Origin of the sequence: Ktedonobacter sp. SOSP1-85 (assembly GCF_016587415.1) — a bacterium.
In the GTDB taxonomy this organism is placed as follows: domain Bacteria; phylum Chloroflexota; class Ktedonobacteria; order Ktedonobacterales; family Ktedonobacteraceae; genus Ktedonobacter.
Genome location: NZ_BNJI01000001.1, coordinates 1,761,155 through 1,781,623, shown reverse-complemented (window position 1 = coordinate 1,781,623; position 20,469 = coordinate 1,761,155). Strand labels below are relative to the sequence as shown.

At 52.8% G+C, this 20,469-nt stretch carries 15 protein-coding genes; 7 read left to right on the top strand and 8 right to left on the bottom strand.

Features of this window, described 5'->3' with window-relative positions; translation table 11 throughout:
• Positions 1-193 precede the first annotated feature (193 nt).
• Positions 194-1,561, bottom strand: a complete 1,368-nt coding sequence (locus tag KTE_RS07565) for a dipeptidase (protein ID WP_201379971.1) — start codon at positions 1,559-1,561, stop codon at positions 194-196.
• 663 nt (positions 1,562-2,224) lie between these two features.
• On the opposite strand from KTE_RS07565, the gene KTE_RS07560 reads away from it, so the two are divergent.
• Positions 2,225-3,547 (top strand): RNA-guided endonuclease TnpB family protein, encoded by a 1,323-nt coding sequence (locus KTE_RS07560; RefSeq protein WP_201387001.1) that lies wholly within the window; start codon positions 2,225-2,227, stop codon positions 3,545-3,547.
• A 76-nt stretch (positions 3,548-3,623) separates the two neighbouring features.
• Here the strand turns inward: KTE_RS07560 and KTE_RS07555 are convergent, their stop codons facing one another.
• Complete coding sequence (locus KTE_RS07555; protein WP_201379969.1) at positions 3,624-4,109, bottom strand: Rrf2 family transcriptional regulator; 486 nt, start codon at positions 4,107-4,109, stop codon at positions 3,624-3,626.
• 869 nt (positions 4,110-4,978) lie between these two features.
• On the opposite strand from KTE_RS07555, the gene KTE_RS49480 reads away from it, so the two are divergent.
• The 5 genes from KTE_RS49480 to KTE_RS07530 all read left to right on the top strand — a co-directional run bounded on the left by KTE_RS49480 (position 4,979) and on the right by KTE_RS07530 (position 8,672).
• Positions 4,979-5,155 carry a carboxymuconolactone decarboxylase family protein gene (locus KTE_RS49480; protein ID WP_374226803.1) on the top strand — a complete coding sequence of 59 codons (177 nt, stop codon included), beginning with the start codon at positions 4,979-4,981 and terminating at the stop codon, positions 5,153-5,155.
• Positions 5,156-5,287: 132 nt separating this feature from the next.
• Entirely contained in the window at positions 5,288-6,043 is a 756-nt protein-coding gene (locus KTE_RS07545; protein WP_201379965.1) for an SDR family oxidoreductase, read from the top strand.
• A 345-nt stretch (positions 6,044-6,388) separates the two neighbouring features.
• Positions 6,389-7,915, top strand: coding sequence for an ATP-binding protein (locus tag KTE_RS07540; protein ID WP_374226767.1), 1,527 nt, complete (start codon positions 6,389-6,391; stop codon positions 7,913-7,915).
• Positions 7,916-7,924: 9 nt separating this feature from the next.
• Positions 7,925-8,323, top strand: coding sequence for a response regulator (locus KTE_RS07535; protein ID WP_201379962.1), 399 nt, complete (start codon positions 7,925-7,927; stop codon positions 8,321-8,323).
• An 85-nt stretch (positions 8,324-8,408) separates the two neighbouring features.
• Positions 8,409-8,672: a hypothetical protein gene (locus KTE_RS07530; protein WP_201379960.1), complete on the top strand. Its 264-nt coding sequence runs from the start codon at positions 8,409-8,411 to the stop codon at positions 8,670-8,672.
• Positions 8,673-8,715: 43 nt separating this feature from the next.
• Here the strand turns inward: KTE_RS07530 and KTE_RS07525 are convergent, their stop codons facing one another.
• Both KTE_RS07525 and KTE_RS07520 read right to left on the bottom strand, forming a co-directional pair.
• A complete protein-coding gene (locus tag KTE_RS07525; protein ID WP_201379958.1) occupies positions 8,716-9,912 on the bottom strand; it encodes an FAD-binding oxidoreductase in 1,197 nt (398 codons plus the stop codon).
• A gap of 220 nt (positions 9,913-10,132) precedes the next feature.
• Positions 10,133-12,373 carry an excinuclease ABC subunit UvrA gene (locus KTE_RS07520; RefSeq protein WP_201379955.1) on the bottom strand — a complete coding sequence of 747 codons (2,241 nt, stop codon included), beginning with the start codon at positions 12,371-12,373 and terminating at the stop codon, positions 10,133-10,135.
• A 474-nt stretch (positions 12,374-12,847) separates the two neighbouring features.
• Here KTE_RS07520 and KTE_RS07515 point away from each other — a divergent pair, with 474 nt between their 5' ends.
• Positions 12,848-14,611, top strand: coding sequence for a zinc ribbon domain-containing protein (locus tag KTE_RS07515; RefSeq protein WP_201379954.1), 1,764 nt, complete (start codon positions 12,848-12,850; stop codon positions 14,609-14,611).
• A 131-nt stretch (positions 14,612-14,742) separates the two neighbouring features.
• Here KTE_RS07515 and KTE_RS07510 read toward each other — a convergent pair whose 3' ends face one another.
• The 4 genes from KTE_RS07510 to KTE_RS07495 form a co-directional block, all read right to left on the bottom strand.
• Positions 14,743-16,089: a branched-chain amino acid ABC transporter substrate-binding protein gene (locus tag KTE_RS07510; RefSeq protein WP_201379953.1), complete on the bottom strand. Its 1,347-nt coding sequence runs from the start codon at positions 16,087-16,089 to the stop codon at positions 14,743-14,745.
• A gap of 548 nt (positions 16,090-16,637) precedes the next feature.
• Positions 16,638-18,557: a glycoside hydrolase family 127 protein gene (locus tag KTE_RS07505; protein WP_201379952.1), complete on the bottom strand. Its 1,920-nt coding sequence runs from the start codon at positions 18,555-18,557 to the stop codon at positions 16,638-16,640.
• 78 nt (positions 18,558-18,635) lie between these two features.
• On the bottom strand, positions 18,636-19,514 hold the full coding sequence (locus KTE_RS07500; protein WP_201371235.1) for a carbohydrate ABC transporter permease: 879 nt from the start codon (positions 19,512-19,514) through the stop codon (positions 18,636-18,638).
• Positions 19,514-20,464 (bottom strand): carbohydrate ABC transporter permease, encoded by a 951-nt coding sequence (locus KTE_RS07495; protein ID WP_201379951.1) that lies wholly within the window; start codon positions 20,462-20,464, stop codon positions 19,514-19,516. Before KTE_RS07495 ends, KTE_RS07500 begins: the two co-directional genes overlap by 1 nt.
• Positions 20,465-20,469: the final 5 nt, after the last annotated feature.

Sequence of the window (20,469 nt, the reverse complement as noted above, 5' to 3'; positions counted from 1 at the left end):
TTCGTTTGTGCTTATGCCAGCACAGACGAAAACCACAAGAATGGGATCGCCCGCCAGTGTGCAAGTGAGTGCTCAAAGGCATGCATTGCCAAGAGCACAGGCCCGGAAGGGTTGGCACAAGAGGAAGGACGCAGATTCGCATCCTTCCTCTTGTGCTTGGAAAAATGAACGCTTGCGCTCTTTTTGTCTTCTCTTATTTCTCTGCCAGGCGATGCAAAATCTTGCAATACGCACCCGGCCCGCGCCGGAAGCTGCTCAGGCGGAAAAACTCGTTGGGGGCATGGATCTGCTCGTCCATCAGTCCCCAAGCGAAGCCGACCGTGTAGGCTCCCAGGTGGCTGAGGAAGAGTTCGCAGACGGGAATGCTGCCGCCCGCGCGAGTGTAGTAGGGCTCTTTGCCATAGATTTCCCGCAGCACATCGGCTGCTGCCTGGTTGCCCCAGTGATCGGCGGGGATCAGATAGGGTCGGGCGGTGCCGGGTAGGGCGCGGACGGTGATCTGGACGCCGGGAGGTGTGTATTTCTTGATGTGCCGAGTGAGCAACTCGACAATGGTGGCAGGCTCCTGGTTGGCGACCAGGCGGCAGGTAATTTTGGCATGCGCCTCAGCAGGCAGTACGGTTTTGACGCCTTCGCCCTGGAAGCCGCCCCAGATGCCGTTAATCTCCAGCGTAGGCCGGGCTGCAAGATGCTCCTGGGGGGTGTAACCAGGCTCAGCAAGGAGAGCAGTCACGCCGATCCGCTCCTGATAGTCCTGCGCGTCGAAGGGAATGGCGGCGATGGCGGCGCGTTCCTCGGCGGAGAGCGGGAGGACGTTGTCGTAGAAGCCTTCTACTAGAATGGTGCCCTCGGGGCTGCGCAGGGAGGCGAGCAGAGCAGTCAGGGCGTGAATGGGATTGGGCACGGCCCCGCCATAGATGCCGGAGTGCAGATCGCTTTTCGCGCCGTGCACATCGATCTGGATACCGGCCAGTCCTTTACAGGCTAGCAACAGTGAGGGCTGATCTTCGCCATACTGGACGCCATCGGAACTGAGCACTAGATCGCATGCCAGCAGATCGCGATGGCTGGCTACAAACGCGGGCAATTGCGGACTGCCAATCTCCTCCTGCCCCTCCAGGAAGAATTTGACGTTAAGCGGTAGCGCCCCTTCGGTCTTGAGCAGCGCCTCGACGCCCAGGATAGGGGTGAACATGTTTCCTTTATCATCCGATGCGCCGCGAGCATAGACGCGATCGTCGATAATCGTTGGCTCAAAAGGCGGGTGGGTCCAGAGTTCCAGCGGGTCTACCGGCTGGGTATCGAAATGGCCGTAGATGAGCACCGTTGGCTTGCCAGGGGCATGGAGCCATTCTCCGTAGACAACCGGGTGGCCCCCTGTAGGGAAGATTTGCACCTGTTCCAGACCGGCGGTTGTTAGACGTTGGGCCACCCATTGAGCGGCTCTCTGCACGTCATCGGCGTGGGAAGGCAGCGACGAAATACTAGGAATGCTGAGAAATTGCAGCAGCTCGTCCTGGTGGCGGAACTGCTGCTCTGCAAGGTATGTTTCCCATGTCATCGTGGTGGATTCTCCATTTCTAAGGGCAGGCGAGCTACCTGTCGCGAAATATCTTCTGCAATATACTATCAGCCTGGTTGATCTCGCTCCGCATCGCACGTTTCGAATCCGGTACGCTTCTTTGCGCTGAGCTTCAGTATATCCCCCCATGCTCCCTTGCAGCAAGCATTGCCGTCGATAATCATGGCTTTCGACCAGCGGGCTCAGGACCACAAGTGATAATCACCGCTTGAAATCACCACTGGACCCGATGGGAATTTCTGGTTCACGGAGTTTGGCGGGAACAAGGTCGGACGCATTACCCCTACTGGTGTCATTACCTAGTTCCCCGCCCTCGCGGCAGCCCCGGGACCATTTCTCATTATCACAGGGGCTGACGGTGCGCTCTGGTTCACTGAGTGGAAAATATGTTAGTGCAAGTGATCCGAAGTGTGAAGCGGTACTTACCAATCTCTCGCGCACCGAGAACACCACATTCGCCTGAGATCGGACAAGAATTGCGGGATCTATGTAGGCTGTTGCTCTTCAACAAACCGCCGCAGGAGTCCCCTGCCTTTGAGACATGGGGAGGAATGCGGCGTTCCTTGTTGGAGAGGAAGAGAGGGGCACTTTCCCACAAGGAAGGCATTGACAGCTATCAGTGGATGCGGTACATTTGTTCGCATAAAACAGACCATCACGGCCAAGCTCAAACTGCAGACCGATCCCACCCAGTTCGTGGCTTTGCGAGAGACCCAACTGGCCTATCGGGATGCCTTGAACTATGTGAGCCACTACAGCTTTGCGCATGGCAAGACCAGCAATCGGCGCGCCTTGCAGCATGCGTGCTACGACGAGATCCGTCTGCTGTTTGGCTTACCTGCCCAGATGGCCTGTAATGTTCCCCGCCAGGTGGGAGCCACCTACAAAACGCTCTGGACCAAAGCCAGACACAATGCCCAGGCCCGCAAAGCCGGCTGGACCAGGAAACGCTTCAAAGGCCTCGATCAGCCGCCCAAGTACGTCTCGCCGACCCTGACCTACAACTACCTGCGCGATTATGGCTTCAAGCAAGAGCAGCAGGTCAGCATCCTGACCCTGCAAGGGCGGATCGTCGTCCCCTACCGCGGCTACGAGAGGCATGTGGCCCTCATTGGACAGGGAGCGACCATCGGAGCCGCCAAGCTCTGGCATGACAAACCGCACAAACAATTCTACCTCCTGGTCTCCCTTGAGCTGGAGGTGGAGGACCCCACACCCGAAACGCATTCCCAGGTGGTTGGAGTCGACGTTGACCAACGCTACCTGGCTGTGACGGCCACTCCCACCGGGCAAACCTCGTTTTACCCTGGAAAACAGATTCGTGCTAAAGCGGATCACTATGCGCGCCTGAGAAAGCGGTTGCAGAAGAAAGGCACTCGTTCCGCCACGCGACGCCTGCTCGCCATCAGCGGACGAGAGAGACGGTTGAAACAAGACCGCAACCACCTCATCAGTCGGCGCATCGTGGATGCCCACTCTCAGAGCCTCATCGGCCTGGAAGATCTGACCCACATTCGTGAACGGACCAAGCGCAAGCGAGGAAAGAAGGCCAGCGAGAAGCAGCGGCGAGCCAATCGCCACGCCTCCTCGTGGGCATTCGCCGAATTACATGGCTACATCGGCTATAAAGCGCTGCTTTCGGGAAGCATGGCCATCAAGGTGGATGCCTATCACACCAGTCAGGCGTGCCCCAGGTGTGGCCATACCTCTCTCGGCAACCGCCCCAACAAGGGGCTGCTGTTTGTGTGCCAGGAATGTGGGTCTCGACTCCATGCGGACCTGATCGGTGCCAGGAATGTGGCGTTGCGAACGCTGCTCACCCGGCAGGACTGGGTGAGTACGGGGATCTTGTCGGTATCCCCTGATGTGTCGTGCGAAGAAGCCAAAGCACAAAGGCGGCAACGCTTTCGTGAATTGCGGTGGAGCACGGACACAAGCTCCCGCCTTTCGGCGTGGAGTGACTGACTGAATACCGAGAAACAAAACTGGAGTGGTAGGTCCGGCCACCGAAGAGTTCACGCCTGCGTCGAGATGCACGACATCACGTTCTTGCTAAGACCCACTCGAAGCTTTTTTTCCACAAATCCGCTGGCACTTCTTCTGCGAGGGTCTCTACAAGGTCGGACAGACGCACGCTTTGTAACTTCTTTCGCCATTCTTGATCTGCCTCCCACATGACACGGGCGATGGGACATGGCTTCGTCTCGCAATAATCAGCATCTCGGCAGGGATTGTTCTTTCTAATTTCGCTGCACACAAAGGTTGATCTCTTCCCCTCTACTGCCTCGACGATATCCAGAAAGGTAATCTCGGTGGGTGCCTTTGCCAATCGATACCCTCCAGTAGGACCCAAGGTGCTTTCAACGATTGAAGCCTGCGATAAACTTTGTAAGGCTTTCGATAAATACTCCTTTGGAATACCGTGGAACTCCGCCAAGTCCTTGGTCGCCAAGTAACGATTCGCTGGAAGCCCGGCGAGTATGGCACAGCAATGCAGCACCCACTCGACTTGACTTTTTAACACCATCGGTTTGACCCCTGTTTTCTCTATTTCAACGTAGCGTCGACCGAGCCTGCTACTATTTTGAACTGACCGTGTATGCGATGACAAACATGAACGAGCTCACGGGTTCGCAAACCGACGCGATAGTTGCTTTCTAGGAGTCTTCTTTGCGGTTCTTTTGGCAGGCTACCCTCTGATCGAGTCTATTATACCCTACCTTTCTCGACTCCATCAAACCAGGGCAAGCGCAGTCCCCAGCAAATGATACCATGAAATTTGCAAAAATGACTCTTGAAGGGACTCTCTTTCTAGACTATGCTTCCTGCAAAGGTCAGCACACATTTTGACTGCAAGACTTCTTATTGGTAGAGATTGCTGAGAACGTGAGGAGGGTAAGCAAAGTGAAGGAGAAGGCATTTGTCGCTCTGGAGTGTCAGTGGACCGGGAATGCCTTGCACAGAATTCGACATTTACAGCAGGAGCAAATCATCTATGGTCCCTACGCTCTCATTCCTGACACTGTTCAGACGTATGAAGAGGCAATTCAATCTCTCGTGGCAGAGAACTTACGTCAACAATATGAAATACGACGGGAGAGGAGGAAATTGAACACTGAGAGGTGATGCCCAGGCTCAAATACTTGGCTTCAGATGGAAAACACCTTACTCTCTTCCAACCACAGCAAATCTCTGCAACAGAGCCAAAAACTGCTTGCAATAGCCTCTTGGGCAAGATCTGCTGGACTGCTTATGGTCCGGCCTCCTATGAACACAGCGATGCGGCTTTTGCCTTTGAAAAAAGATCCCTTAGCAGTCGACCGCTTGACGGGACCCATTTAAGGATATACAATATCCTTAATACAGGAAGAGAGGGAGTGATTGTTCTGTCTTCCCGTGTCTCTTCCCATTCAGCAATCGCCTGAGTTTTTTAAACAGCTCAAGGCATTCAGCAGCGCGGTAAAGGAAAGCACGATTGAAGAGACAATCCGCGATCGTGCTGTGATCAGGGCTTTGCACATCAATGGTTGTATAGTCTGCAAGGATATGCACATCGAACTAGCGAGCCTTTGATTGGTAACAGAGGGGATGATGATCTTCTATGGAAATTACATGAATACTTATCCAAGGCTTTCCAACGCGCATCAGAACATATGTTTAGACAGCACAAGCCCGACTTACGGGCTACGAAGTAGGAGGTTCAGTATGAAGATTGTAGTTATTGGCGGCAGTGGACTCATCGGGAAAAAGCTTGTGAACAAGCTTCGTGAGCTTGGCCATCAGGCCGTGGCGGCGTCACCTAGCACAGGCGTCAACACCATCACTGGTGAGGGGTTAGCTCAAGCGCTTGTCGGCGCTCAGGTGGTTGTCGACGTGGCGAACGCGCCTTCGTGGGAGGACAAGGCAGTTTTAGAGTTCTTCGAGACATCAGGTCGCAATCTCCTGGCCGCAGAAGCGGCCACTGGTGTAGGACATCACGTTGCCCTGTCGATCGTCGGCACCGACCGTCTTCCCGAGAATGGGTACTACCGAGCGAAGGTGGCCCAAGAAAACCTGATCAAGGCTTCGAAGGTGCCCTATACCATCCTTCGCTCAACGCAGTTCTTCGAGTTTGTCGGCGGCATTGCCCAAGAGGCTAGCGATGGACAAACTATTCGCTTGTCGCCTGCATTTATACAGCCGATCTTGTCGGATGACGTTGTGGCTGCACTGGCCGAGGTCACACTCGAGGCGCCTGTGAATGGTATGGTTGAAGTGGGTGGTCCCGAAAAGATACATCTCGATGAACTCGTGCGCCGATTTTTGAGCGCGAACAAAGACACACGCCAGGTGATCACAGACGTTCATGCACGCTTCTACGGCTCAGAGTTGGAGGATTACTCCCTCATCCCAGGCGACAACGCGCGGATCGCCCCGACGCGTTTCGAGGATTGGCTCAGCCGCTCTGTATCTCAAAGGTAAGTCAGAAGGCAGGATCGACGCCCAGCTTCAACAAGCCTCATCAACACCTTATACACATAGGTGATTGCTCTCTCTTCGACGAAAACAAGCAGAAGAAGAGCTTTCTCAAGCTCAACGAGCGGGAGAGTTTGACTTTTTTCGTCCAAAGAAAACGAATCACCTATATACATAGGGCGGTGATGAGGTTTCTAACTCAATGCCTCCGGCAGACCGCCAATAAATTGCCTGTGTTTGCGAGGAAGGGTGTTCGCTTATTCTCACATCTATCAATTCTGTTTCTAGATATCAGAGCAGGGAAGCAACTTCCTTACAGGGATGGGACCACATGAAAGGGATAGCTACTGCGTGATGTTGAATGGAAAACAGACCAGGCATCTCACTCTTCCACTATGGAAGGCGCTCATCAAGCATGTTGATGGGCAGAAACGAGCGGAGCAGCAACTCAAAGCCAGCGAGGAGAACTTTCGCGTCCTTGCCGAGACTGTGCCACAACTCGTGTGGACAGCCCAACCCGACGGCTCGCACGAGTACACAAACCAGCGCTGGCGTGACTACACTGGGTTCACGCCTGAACGAGTACAGAGATGGGACCATCTCCAGTTCCTCCACCCCGATGATCGTGCAAGGAACCAGGCTCTCTGGCGGCATGCTCTGGACACGGGAGAAAGATTTGAGTGCGAAGGACGTCTCAGAAATGGTCAGACCGGAGTCTATCGCTGGGTCTTGACTCGCGCCATGCCGGTGCGCGATGAGGCAGGCCAGATCATCAAGTGGTTTGGCACCTGTACCGATATTGAGGATCAGAAGCGCATCGAGGAAGCCTTGCGTCAGAGTCAGGAACGTGTAAACGCCCTGATGAACTCCAACATCATCGGGATCAATGTCATCGAAGGGGAGCAGATCGTGGACGCCAACGACACCTTCCTGCGCATGACTGGTTATACCCGCGAAGACCTGCGGGCTGGGCGCATAAACGTGATGCACATGACAGCTCCAGAAGATCGGGCACAGACCCAACAGGCCCATCAGGAACTGGCTGTCCGGCAGGCTCTGACCCCCTATGAGAAAGAGTACATCTGTCAAGACGGCAGTCGCCTTCCGGTGCTAGTGGGTGGAGTCGTCTTACAGCATGATCCGTTCCAGGCCCTTGGCTTTGTGCTGGATAACTCGGCCCACAAGGAACTGGAGCAGCGCAAAGATCACTTTCTGGGGATGGCCAGCCATGAACTCAAGACACCAATCGCGTCCTTAATGCTCCAAACGCAACTGTTGCGAAAACAACTGGCAAAGCAAGACATTCACAACGCAGATAGAGCGCTTTCCCGGATGGAGTCCCAACTCAATGCCGTCACTCGACTGGTTGGAGAGTTGCTCGACCTCTCCAAAATTCAGGCGGGCAAGCTGGAGCATGCCCAGGAAACGGTGAACCTGGGCGACGTGCTTCAGGAGGTCGTTGAGATCGTGCAACAGACGCAGACGACCCATGCCATCGTCGTGCATCATGCCGAGCATCCTCCTCTTCTGATTGGGAATAAGGACCGCCTCGGCCAAGTGCTCCTGAACCTGATCAGCAACGCGATCAAATATTCCCCGGGAGCCAACACGATAGAGGTTGCTATTGAGACCTCCGAAGAGTCCGTGATCCTTAGTGTGTGTGATCATGGCATTGGCATTCCACGAGAACAGCGCGAGAAAATCTTTGAGCGTTTCTATCGGGCAGTCGCTCCATATCAGCATGCCTTTCCCGGCTTAGGAATGGGCTTGCATATTGCCTCGGAGATCGTCAAGCACCATAGGGGAACCATCACGGTAGAGAGCGAAATGGGAAAAGGGTCGACCTTTCAGGTGACGCTTCCCCGGAAAAGTCCATGAGGAACGCATATGTGCACTTTTCAACAATATGCATGTAGTGATATCTCTATCGTCAAAAGTATTCTCATTGTCGAAGATGATCCCATTCTTGGCAATCTCCTGCTGGAAGCGCTCCAGGAGGAGACGACCTGTCAAGGGCATCTTGCCCCAAGCGGCGAGATGGCGCTGAATATGCTTTCAACGATCACGCCTGAGTTGTTTCTGCTAGACTATCATCTCCCTGGGATGAATGGGCTGGAACTCGCCGACCACCTGCAGCATCGAGAAGGAGGCGATCAGAGACCCATTCTCCTCATGAGTGCCAGTTTGCCACAAGAAAATGGTGCCCTGGATTACCTCATAACGCTCCAGAAACCCTTTGACTTGGATAAACTCCTGCAATTGATTGCAGAACTTCTTGCATCATAAGGACAATGGTTCTTTGCCAGAAAGGGAGGTATTGTGACACTCCACTTGGGCTAAAGCCCAGTGGTTTCTTGCTTCACCGGGAGCGGTGACTCACTCCCATGAGGTTCCCGCTGCCTCGGGCGACCTGTGGTTCGTCGCCCGTCGGTTCCGTCGCAAGCAAAGAGCAAAAGCACCAGAGTCAATCAAGACTCTGGTGCTTTTGCGTTGCCGTCATCGCCAGACAGGCGCCTTTGCCCGCGACTGGATTCTGGAGAACCAGGCCAGACTCCTCAGCCTCTCGGCTATGCGGCGCAAGGACGCTGAGCACCCTATCGAAGAGGTCGGGCACAGAATGCACAAGATGCTCTAGCCCTCAAGCACCTCAAAGGTGACGTCACGGAACCAGACCTGGCCTATCGCTCGCCTTTATAGCGTGATGCCTCCTTCTTTCCAGTATGCCAGGAGACATTGCGCCAGTGGAATTTAGGCAACCAGCGATTCGGCTTTCCTTCAACAGCATCGGCGATCAATCCACCTAGTACCGGCGCAAATTTGAACCCATGCCCACTGTCTCCTGTCGCTACAGTGAGACCTGCGCATTGAGGGTGACGATCAATCCAGAAGTCACCATCGGGCGTGTCAACGTAGAGGCAACGGCGGGTACTCACGATAGGTGCGTCTTGTAGCGCGGGGAAAGTAGCAGCCAGGAACATTCGTAACTGTTCTATATCACTGCTGATCACGACTCGCTCATCCTGCTCAGGATGAAGCACCTGCCCTACTCCGTGATTACCTATTTTGATGACTCCTTCACGTGGATGAAGAGGGAAGCCATACCAGCCAGTGCGGCCAATATCGGCAGTAAAAACGACAAAATTCGGTGGGGTAAAAAGATTGGGATCGGTTGGCTTGAGGTGAAATACAGGATGTCCAGTCGCCTTCACGAAGGGAGTGAGGTCTGGAACAAGGAGAGAGGACCATGCCCCAGAGGCAACTACAACATGCTCAGCGTGAAAGGTACTTCCAGTATAAGTACGCACACCCCGCACATGTTGATTCTCTTTGAGCAAGGCTTCGACCTTTTGCCCTGGATACAGGTCGACCCCTTGGGTCTGGGTAAGCCGGGCCAGGGCAGCTATCACGCGACCGCTTTCCGCATAGCCTCCCTGGGCATGAAAGAAACCATCGACGAAGGCCCCAGCTTTCCAGGCCGGAAAGCGGTGTATGATAGTATCCTCTGTGAGACGCTCAGGAGTATGTCCCCGTTTGCGTAGCAGATGATAGCTTTCGTACTCGAACTCGCCAGGTGACATAGGTGCGCGCGTCAGCATAGTTACACCGACGTCATGGAAGAGCGTCTCACCCAACATCTCATTCCATTGAAGCCAGCCCTGGTATGCCTGTTCCGCCAGTTCCATATATGCTTCATCCGAACCATATTCCATGCGCACAATTTTACTAATGTCTGTAGAAGCGGCTAAGGGATGTGGCAGAGGGCCGGGGTCAATAACAGCAACACGATATCCACGCCTCTTCATTTCCAGGGCAGTCGTCAAGCCGAAAACGCCCGCGCCGACCACAAGAAGATCATATGCATTCTCTGTAAGCATCTCTAAATCCTATCCTTAGTGAATGGGAGTGCGTCCTTCATGCGCTCCTGTTGCTATTCCCCATTCCAAAAGTATAGCATAGGCTGGCTGCTCTCCGTGTTGCATAAGCGCGCACTTACAAAAGCCGCGGCGAGAAAGCCCCGGTCATTGCCGCCATCTCACCTTCAAACTCTTCAACCGGTAGTATGATACTGACCTGATCGCCAAAGCTTCCTTCTATCTAGCGCAAGTAGTGGCTTGTCAGCGAATGCGTCGCATTGAGCAAATCTCGTGGCGTACCCTCATAGATAACTGAGCCTCCCTTATTGCCACCCTCAGGACCCATGTCAATGATCCAATCGGCGTTGCGAATCACATCCAGATGGTGTTCAATCACAATCACGGTATTGCCACCATCGACCAGCCGGTTCATAATGGTAAGCAGGTGCCCAATATCCGATAAGTGCAGGCCGGTTGTTGGCTCATCCATAACGTAGATACTGCCTCGCTTATGGAGTTCGCTGGCCAACTTCAAGCGCTGGCATTCGCCGCCAGAGAGGGTGCTCAAGGGCTGGCCGAGGGTCAGATAGTCCAATCCAACATCGCTCATCGCCTGGAGCTTTGACTGCACATCTTTGATTGTGAAAAACGCGAGCGCCTGCTGGATGGTCATGCTCAGGACATCTGTAATGGTTTTCCCATTGAAGGTGTAGACCAGCACTTCGTCCTTAAAGCGCTTCCCGCCACACACCTCGCAAGGAAGTTTGACCCCTTCAAGAAAGCCCAGATCATTGTAGGTAACGCCAAGTCCTTTGCAATTGGAGCAGGCCCCCTTCGAGTTGAAACTGAACAGACCAGCGTCGACGCGGTTGACCGCCGCAAAGGCTTTGCGTATATCATCCATGATGCCGGTATAGGTAGCCGGGTTAGAACGGCTAGAGATGCCTACTGGCGACTGGTCAATCACCACGGCCTCCGGATGCTGGCGGAGGAATGCCTCATTGATCAACGAACTCTTGCCCGAACCAGCCACGCCAGTGACGACCGTCAAGACGCCAGCGGGAATGTCTACACTGACATCCTTCAGATTATTCGCTCTGGCATGGACAATCGGCAAGGTTCCACGGGACTGCCGGAACGTCTCCTTGAGCGGCCTTTGAAACTGCAAATGGTTGCCAGTGAGAGTGTCTGCTTTGAGCAGGCCTGCAAAGTCGCCCTCATACACTACCTGACCTCCTTCGCTCCCAGCGCGCGGTCCCATATCCACAAGGTAATCCGCGATTTTCATGACATCGGGGTCATGCTCTACCACGATCACTGTATTACCCTTATCTCGTAAGTTCTCCAGTTGCTCGTTCAAGCGGTGAACATCGCGCGGGTGTAAGCCGACACTGGGTTCATCAAAAATATACATGACATCTACCAGGCTCCCGTTGAGGTGCTTGACCATCTTCACACGCTGTGATTCACCGCCCGAGAGAGTATCAGTTGGGCGATCCAGGCTCAGATACTCCAGACCAATATCCACCAGGTGTTGCAACCGCTCCGTCAGCGTGCGGATGACAGGGGTTGCCGCTGGCTCTTCAATGGTCTGTATCACCCCTACCAGCTCACCAACCTCCATCGCTGACAGTTCGGCGATGGTATACCCATTGATCTTGCAACTGAGCGCCGCTTGATTGAGTCGCGTGCCCTTGCAAAGCGGGCAGGGACCGAGTCTCAAGAGAGGCTCGACCTGTTGGCGGGTGCGCTCGGAGAGGGTTTGAATATCCCTGGTGATGAATTTACGATTAAATTTGAAGAGTAAGCCCTCGTAGGTCGCATTCATCTCTTTGTTACCAATGGCCAGCTTGTATTTTCGCGGTTCGCTGTTGAGCAACAGGTCCATTTCCTCAGGAGTGTAGTCGGCCAGTTGCTTGTCATTGTCAAATAAGCCAGAGCGAATATAAAGATCGCGTTCCCAGCCAGCCAATCCCGGAGCGATGACAGCCCCCTCATTCAATGACCTGGTCATGTCGACAAGTGCCTCTGGGTCTATCCCTATCTTGCGGCCAAGACCATTACACTCCAGACACATCCCTTGAGGGTCGTTGAAGGAAAACGCATTGGTGTAGCCCACGTGTGGTGTACCGATGCGCGAAAAGAGCAGGCGTAGCACAGGCGCAATATCGGTGACCGTTCCTACTGTCGAGTGCGATCCACCACCCAGGCGTTTCTGGTCCACAATTACGGCCATGCTCAGATTCTCAATCGCATCGGTGTCCGGGAGGGGGTAGCGCGGCAGAAAGTTGCGAATGAACATACTGAAATTCTCAAATAAGAGTCGTTGTGCTTCTTGAGCAATGGTGTCAAATACCACGGATGATTTTCCTGAACCAGATACGCCGGTAAAGATGATGATTTTGCGCTTGGGTAGCCGTAACGAGACCTCTTGGAGGTTGTTCTCGCGTGCACCACGAATTTCAATATATTCTTGAGACATAATCATAGAAGCTCCCTCTTATATTGCTAGAATAGTGACAGCCGTAGCTTGCAACCAGGAGGTGTTTGAGCCTTGATGCCAGCAATCCTTCGCTCTGACGTTTCCGCTCTTTCCGCACAGACAATCAGTATAGCAGAGGTGGAGAGGCAAAACTTCTCCTTTCTTGCGATTTTTCAGGAAACATAGTGATTGGCCTACCTCAGCTCAGGGGCCGTTCCATTCTATGGGGGTGAGGAGTATCGCGATCCTCTTTAGTCTAAAACAATATACCTGCCATCTTCTGTCAGGTTTCCGGCAGGTTCGGGTGTCAAGTTGACAATAGGGGTTTAGACAGTTGTCAAAAAGCTATAATTGGCATGTACTTCTGCAACTACCTATAGCTGCTTCAAAGAAGTCCAAAACAGTTGCAAGTACATGCTTTTCCTGTTATACTTCTCCTCATGAGGACAAATGTTCGTAAGAGGAGGAGGAACGATGCGTACCAACCGTACCCACCAGCCCCTTACCTATGACGTGCGGTTGCCTGACGAAGCCCAGGCAGATGCGCTTCGCCTCCTTGACGCAAGTAAGGCCGTTGTCAATGCTGCCCTCACGATCCTCTGGCCCTGCCTCGACGCGTTTGGGGGTGAGCGTGAAGGGCCTGCCTGGAAGCAGGTTGGCAAGTACATCGCAAGCCCGTTGCCGCATGGTGATCGTCAATGGCGCTGCGAGAGCGAGGTCGTCGGCCGCTTGCTGCGGGCGCAGGCCGAGCGCAAAAAAGTCTTTACCCTCGTCGCCCCCATTCTCTCCGATGGTTTCATCCGCCCCAAAACGGAGGGGTGCCCAGCAGGCAAAAACCGTCCAGCCATCAAAGAAGCCATTACGGCCTTGCAGCAGAGCCTCGATGAGGATGAAACCAGCTTTGTCACCCTGCAAAATGTGGTCGAGCAAGCCTGCAATTTTTTCTTGCAGCATGATCGTTTCCCCACTTCCTATGAAGAATTGCAACCCATCCCCTTGTTACACGTTGGTCTGCTGACCTATGCAGGAGACGATGGTGGGGCCAAAGGCCAGGCCTATCGGCTGGCTCTTGACGCAGATGCAGGGGTGACCCGGTTTCGCTTCCGCTCCCCTGACGAGATGGGGGTGTGGCGCTGGCGCAAAGAGGAGACCCTCATTGCGTTCCCTGCTTGCCTCAAAGAGCGTCTTTCCGACGGGAAGCTCATGGCTCCCACGCTGCGCGAAGAGCGCCGAGCCGATGGTGAGCGCTTTGCCGTGCTCGACTTCATCATCGAGGTCGAAAAAACAGCCTTGCCCACCTGGGAACAGGTTGAATGCGTCTTAGGCGTGGACTGGGGTGTGCATACCCTCTTGACGGCGACTGCCATCACTGAACACAGTGAGCAAGTTGGCAGGCCATTCTTCCTGGACACTGGCGGCTTTGATGGCAAACAAGCCCGCACGCGGCGCCAGATTGATGAACTCAAGAAGAAGGTCGCGGCCCTTGAGCAGGAACGAGATGCCTTGCCAGAAGCCCATCCCAAACGCGCCTGGTACCAGGAGCGCCTTGAACTCTCTCGGCGCGAGATCGAGCGCTGTTGGGGCAAATATGAGCGGCGCAATCGAGCGGTGGCGCATCTGGCAAGTAACGTCTTGCTGCTGTTGTGTCAGATCCATGGCTGCTCGCTGCTCTCGATGGAATCGTTGAAAACCCTCAAAACCACCGGGCGAGGGAAAGGTGTCCGGGGGCGCTGGCGCCACTATCGCAATAACTCGACCGTCCGCGGGGACATCTGGAGGATCCTTCGCTATAAATGTCATCTTCTGGGCGTGCGGTTCCGTACGGCGCAACCACGAGGAACCAGTCATACCTGCCCCCGCTGCGGGATCACGGCAAAAACGTATCGTTCCCCCAGTGATCGTCGTGAAGCGGTGAAGTGGGGGCGGTGGATGGCTTGTGATGCCTGTCAGTATAACGGTGATCGGGATTATTGTGCGTCGGTCAACATTGCGAGACTGGGCGTGGCATATCTGGCTCACATGAAACATGTAGGCAAGGCGAGGTCTTGCTCCATCTCTGACCCCAGGGTCAAGCCCGTTTCGTATACCGGAATGGGTTCGGCGTTGCTGTTGCCGCCGACGGGAGAGACACCCGCCCGCACCTTGCGGGGAAAGATCTGTTACTATCCTGGCTGGGTGGCTTCTGCCTTCCTTCAATCGTCACAGCCCAAAGCTGTTTTCCTTCGATTGTGTGGATAGTTGGGCCTTGTTCAAGATAGTTCTAGATTTTAGCAACGGTTACATATCGAGATGGGAGGCAAAAGGCTTCCGGGCATTTTTTTATCGCGATGCCCAGAAGCCTTCCAGGATGGGGTAAGGAGAAGGTTGGGTTACTTGGCGGCCACCTGGTCTACGAACTTCCAGGTATCTTTGCCGTTGACATTAGCAACTTGCCAGACGGAGATGACCTTATTGGTCGTATCGCCGTTTTCGGTGAAGTTGTGGTGCCCGGTAACGCCGTTATAATCTGTTTTTTGCATCGCTGCGATGACGGCCTCACGGAAAGATTTGCTGCCGGCGGCATCATTGGAGTCTTTAGGTGTTTGAGCACCGTCGGCGAGGGCTCGTTTGATCGCTTGCAGCAGGATATTCATGCAGTCGTAGCCAGCGGCGCTATATGCTCCATAATCGCTCTCGCCATATATGCGATTATAGCGTGTGATAAAGTCTTTCGCCGAGGGGAGTACGGTTTCATTCACCTTGGCGATGGTGGCGAAGGTTGGACCACCCGTTGAGCCGACGACCTGGGCGAAGACCGGGTTTTCGATGCCATCGCCACCACCAAAGGCCAGGCTAGCGGTTCCGGAGTCGTTGAGTAGTTGTTGGCGTAACTGGGTACCACCCTGACTATCGGTGCCGCCGTAGAATACCAGGTCGGGTTTAGCGCTTTTAATATTAGCAATGGTGCCACCATAGTCATTGCTCTTCTGCTTGCTTTCGCGGTTCCCTACGAGTTGCCCTCCCAGTTTTTGCCACTCGTTGCTAAAGATGTTTGCCAGTCCAACACCATAGACCGTCGTATCGTCTATAACGTAGACTTTCCTATAGTTTCTTTTCTGGTACAGGTAATCCGCCAGGACTGATCCCTGGTGATCGTCCGTCGTCGCGATGCGGAAATAGGTTACCTTTCCAGTTGGGCGCAGTATGGGCACCTTATCCTGTGCCCCGGTGCAGTTAACCGTGGGTCCGCGTTGTGTCAGACAGGTATTGGTGTTGGAAGGGCTAATTAAGGTAATGGGGGCTTGGTTGGCAATGGGCATCTCCGCCTGTGCTACTGAACTATTAAATGGTCCTACTATGCCTGCCACGAGGGCATCATTAATCAGCGCAGTAACATTATTCTTCCCCATATCAGGATCAAAGGTTCCCTGAGCTCCAACGTCGTCTTTGGGAACAAAGACGATGTTATATCCAGGGATCAGATGCTGCGCATTTGCTTCCTGGACTGCCATCTCTGCCCCATCCTGCGCGGGCTTGCCATTGGGGGTATCCTGTCCCGACACCGGGAAATCAGTGGCTACTTTGATGGTTGTGGAGCCTTTGCCGCCTGTTTGACTTCCCGTGGCGACTGTGGGTCCGCAGGCGGTGAGGAGCAGGAGCAGCATACCAAGACTCACTATTGTAGTACTTTTCCAGGTACTGGTATGCGACCGCTGCCATTGTCTACCGATTCTCATATTGCCTTTGCCTCCTTTGAAAGTAATGGTCAAAAATCAATTATGATCATTACTTTTGAGTATAAAAAGAGCGAGAGGCGTTGTCAAGGTGTATAAGTGCGGTATCATCCATAATTTGGTATTGTCACCTTATTTATAAAAACGAGAGATGCTGATGATCTATAAGGAAAAAAAGATGGAAAGGCAATGAGAAGTGGGGCGGTTGGAGTGGTGGTGCGACATGGAAGACTCGGCCAGGGTCTTCCATGTGGGTACATCCATTCAGGACGCGCTGGATCTGGTACTGGCGCCCGGGTAGAGGCGCAGGCGGTTTCGGTTCAATCTCACGTGCCTTTCCTTTAGAGCTGCTGAGACTGCTCTATCATCATACGTGGAGGGGAATTGCAAATTGCTCTACAACAACGGTGGTGCGCCTGGGAGCATGACGGTTCGAAGGTGTGCCAGAGCCAAGGTTCCGCCTGTCATTTACCAAAAACAACAGAGAAGAATCTCTATCTAGCGATTCTTCTCTGTTGTTACAGAATTGAATAGAATTACCGATCTCCAGGTTATTTTGTGGAGATCCAGACGCACATCTCACCAGCCTGGCGATGATCCCAGACATAATAGGGAATAGCAGTGAGCGTATGCGCATGAGATTGTGGAGGGGCCGTTTTATACAATGTCTCCGACCAATCCTCGCTCTCTACAACGGTCGCCGGACCCTCAATAACGGTGATCCCACCTAAAAGCTCAGGCTCAAAGTGGCTCTCCAGTGTAGCCGTTTCAGGTAGACGGATATGATGTAGCGGCACTGCATTATCCGCACCTTCCAGACAATATATCAGGGGACCGCGTTGCAAGGCGACTCGATTACTATTCTCACGTACATCTGGATGTGCATAGACTTGCATCACCGGCATCGCCATATTAAGTACTATCTGATCACCACTCTGCCAGCGGCGCTCAATTCGTACATACCCCTTTTGCAAATGGTTATCAAGCACAATAGCTTCACCATTGAGAGAAAGTTGTGCAGCCTGACACCAACCAGGAATACGCAAGTTCAGGCCAAAATCAGCAGGCTCATCAAGGGTCATCTCCAGGCTGATCGCACCATCCCAGGGATACTTCGTTTCCTGCTTCACTTTCACGTTGTGCCCACCAACGGAAAGCTCACCTGTTCCTTGAATATATAAATGCGTAAAAATGTCTGTATCGCTCACCGTATAGACATATTGACCCAACGACATTAATGTACGTGCTATATTTGGTGGACAACAGGCACACTTGAACCATCCTACACGGTGATGATCACCTTTGCTCTCCAGGGGATTAACATAAAAATATTTGCTCCCATCAAGCGAAATACCACTTAGCATCCCGTTGTATAATGCTCGTTCAAGCAGATCAGCATAGCGGCTATCCGCATCCAGTTGGAGCAAGCGGTGGTTCCACATGGCCAGACCAATTGAGGCGCAAGATTCGGCATATGCAGTCAGATTCGGCAGGTCGTAATCTTCCGTGAAACCCTCGTTCTTCTCTGTCGAACCTATACCTCCGGTGATATAGAGCCGCTTGCTCACAAGATGATGCCAGAGACGCTCACCTGTCTGAAATAACGACTCATCGTACCTCTCCTTGACCAGGTCAGCGATAGCACTATAGAGATACATTGCACGCACAGCATGTCCAACAACCTCTCTCTGCTCTCGTATCGGCATATGCGATTGATTGTATTCATACGTCTGCGCCCAAAAATCGCGCGGATCATCCCCGCGCAAACGTGCTTCTTCATCAAAATAATGCGGCTGTTTGCCACGCTCATCAACAAAGTACTGGCTCAAATTCAGGTACCGCTTCTCTCCGGTAACACGATAGAGTTTGACTAATGCCAGTTCGATCTCTGGATGCCCGCTGTATCCCCGCTTCTTGCCTTCTTCAAGCCCGAAGGTCCTATCAAGGTAATCAGCGTAACGACTCACAATATCCAGTAATGAGCGCTTACCCGTTCCCTGGAAATGAGCTACGCCAGCCTCTATCAGGTGTCCCGCACAATAGAGCTCATGCAGGTCCCGCATATTTGACCAGCGCTTCTCCGGCTCGACTTCTGTAAACCAGATGTTGAGGTAGCCATCTGGCTGTTGGATAGAGCGTATAAACTCAATAGTCGTATCAAGCAACGTATCCAGTTGAGCATCTGGATGGGTCGCCAGACTTAAACTCGCTGCCTCAACCCACTTTGTAATATCTGTCTCCCAGAAAACATAGGGGATGGGATGCATTCCCCTCTTCCAACCCCGCTTCTCTGAATCAAAATAGTTATTCAGCTTCATTTGCTCATACATCATTGGCAAGGTGTTTTCACGCACTCTCTGCAAACGTGGTGCCCAGAATGTATCCTCAATCGTTACCGTTGTATGCGCGACAGCATTGGAACCCCGCCTTGCATCTGCTTGCTGAGTTGATGTTGGAGAAGATGATGTCATAGCCTATTCCTTTCACAATACGTATCGTACCAGCACAGGGGGCTTGTGTTGTATACAGGTCAGCTTTTCCCTATCCCATTACTCTTTCACCGCGCCAGCTACCAGACCAGAGGTAATATAACGCTGTCCGAAGATAAAAACCAGGATAATTGGCAATGCCGCAACGACCGAAACCGCCATCAGATCATTCCAGCGTACTCCATATTCTCCGATAAACTTATAAATGCCCAATGTTAAAGGGCGCTTGTTATCATCAGAGATCAATGTCAGCGGGAAAAGAAAGTCGCTCCAGCCCATCAAAAAGGTGAGAGCACCAACCGTCAATATGCCAGGTCGCGAGAGCGGCATAATTATTCGGTAGAATGCCCCCCATAAACTACACCCATCAATAAAGGCTGCATCTTCCAGATCACGCGGCAGGCTTAAAAAATAGGGACGCATCACGAGCGTTGCAAACGGTAGGGTACGCGTCGTGACTGCCAGGATTACCGCCGGAATAGAGTTCACCAGGCCGATTTGCGAAAAGATCACAAACAACGGGAGAGCTAGCATGATACTGGGAAACATCTGTACAACCAGAAAGGCCAGTAACATCCCCTGTTTTCCCTTTACTGGGAGCCGGGCCAATCCATAGGCCATTGGTGCTCCTAGCACCAAACTCAATAGCATTGTGCCAAGCGCAATCTGAAGACTATTGCCCATATAGCGCCATATATCTGTGTTCTGGATAAAGTTGGAGATATAAGGGCTCCAATCAACCTGGTGGGGAAAAAACGTCGGTGGTGTGCTGAACAGCTCTGTCGTATTTTTGAGTGAACTGACAATGACCCAGTATAAAGGGAAGATCATTACGACCGTAAAGAAAATCCCTAACACTGTCAGCATAATTGTATTCCAGGATTTGCGATTGAGAGGAGGTTTATTCGCAGCACGATAAGCTTTTTGTGTAGTCATCATCAAGCAATCTCCTCTCGTCTCAGCAGGAACAGATAGATAGCGCTTACGCCCAGTAATAGCAGGAACATCAACGTAGCAACAGCCGCTCCTGAACCAAGATCAAACTGGCCGAAGGCAATACGATAGGCATACAATGGCATTGCTTCAGTCGCATTGACCGGGCCGCCGCCAGTAATGACATAAATCAGGTCAAATACATTCAAGGTATAGATGAACCCGAGCATCAAAACTGTCAAGCTGGTTGAACGCATCAATGGCAGCGTAATATGCAAGAAACGCCCCCACCCATTTGCGCCATCAACAACCGCCGCCTCATACAGGGTCGCCGAAATTCCCTGCAAACCAGCTAAAAGCAACGACATGTTAAAGGGAATACCAATCCAGATATTCGCAATGATCACGGCCCATAGGGCCAATTTCGGGTTCGTAAGCCAGTCAATAGGTGAGGAGACCACATGCAAACTTTGCAAGACGTAGTTCACAATACCCGAGTCACTCTGCAACATCCATTTGAAGATCGTGGCACTTACAATTACCGGCAACATCCAGGCAATCATCACTGAACCACGCATCACGCCAACCAGGGGGATACGCCGATTAAATAACAACGCCATCGCGAAGCCGATAATATATTGAAAAACCAGTGAGGCAATGGTAAAGATCAGTGAGACGACCAGAGAATCGCGAAAATTTGGGTCAGAGATCACTGTATGATAATTATCCAGGCCAACAAATGGCGTAATACCAGTCAATAGGCTACCAACGTTCACCTGCTCAAAGCTATAGATAACCATGGTGATAACCGGATACACCAGAAAGAGAAGTAGGAACAGGGTCGCTGGTAATAAGAAGAGATAAGGGCCCAGCGTTTTGCTTATTCTCCGCCGCCTCACTGAACGCTGAGTCACTGTCTTTGCCTCTTGCGGAGGGGTATTGACAAGTGTAGACACAGGAA

Bases quoted from the DNA above. Each gene is read 5' to 3' on its own strand.
- KTE_RS07565 (WP_201379971.1), bottom strand. From the start codon at position 1,561: ATGACATGGGAAACATACCTTGCAGAGCAGCAGTTCCGCCACCAGGAC.
- KTE_RS07555 (WP_201379969.1), bottom strand. From the start codon at position 4,109: ATGGTGTTAAAAAGTCAAGTCGAGTGGGTGCTGCATTGCTGTGCCATA.
- KTE_RS07545 (WP_201379965.1), top strand. From the start codon at position 5,288: ATGAAGATTGTAGTTATTGGCGGCAGTGGACTCATCGGGAAAAAGCTT.
- KTE_RS07535 (WP_201379962.1), top strand. From the start codon at position 7,925: ATGTGCACTTTTCAACAATATGCATGTAGTGATATCTCTATCGTCAAA.
- KTE_RS07525 (WP_201379958.1), bottom strand. From the start codon at position 9,912: ATGCTTACAGAGAATGCATATGATCTTCTTGTGGTCGGCGCGGGCGTT.
- KTE_RS07520 (WP_201379955.1), bottom strand. From the start codon at position 12,373: ATGTCTCAAGAATATATTGAAATTCGTGGTGCACGCGAGAACAACCTC.
- KTE_RS07515 (WP_201379954.1), top strand. From the start codon at position 12,848: ATGCGTACCAACCGTACCCACCAGCCCCTTACCTATGACGTGCGGTTG.
- KTE_RS07510 (WP_201379953.1), bottom strand. From the start codon at position 16,089: ATGAGAATCGGTAGACAATGGCAGCGGTCGCATACCAGTACCTGGAAA.
- KTE_RS07505 (WP_201379952.1), bottom strand. From the start codon at position 18,557: ATGACATCATCTTCTCCAACATCAACTCAGCAAGCAGATGCAAGGCGG.
- KTE_RS07500 (WP_201371235.1), bottom strand. From the start codon at position 19,514: ATGATGACTACACAAAAAGCTTATCGTGCTGCGAATAAACCTCCTCTC.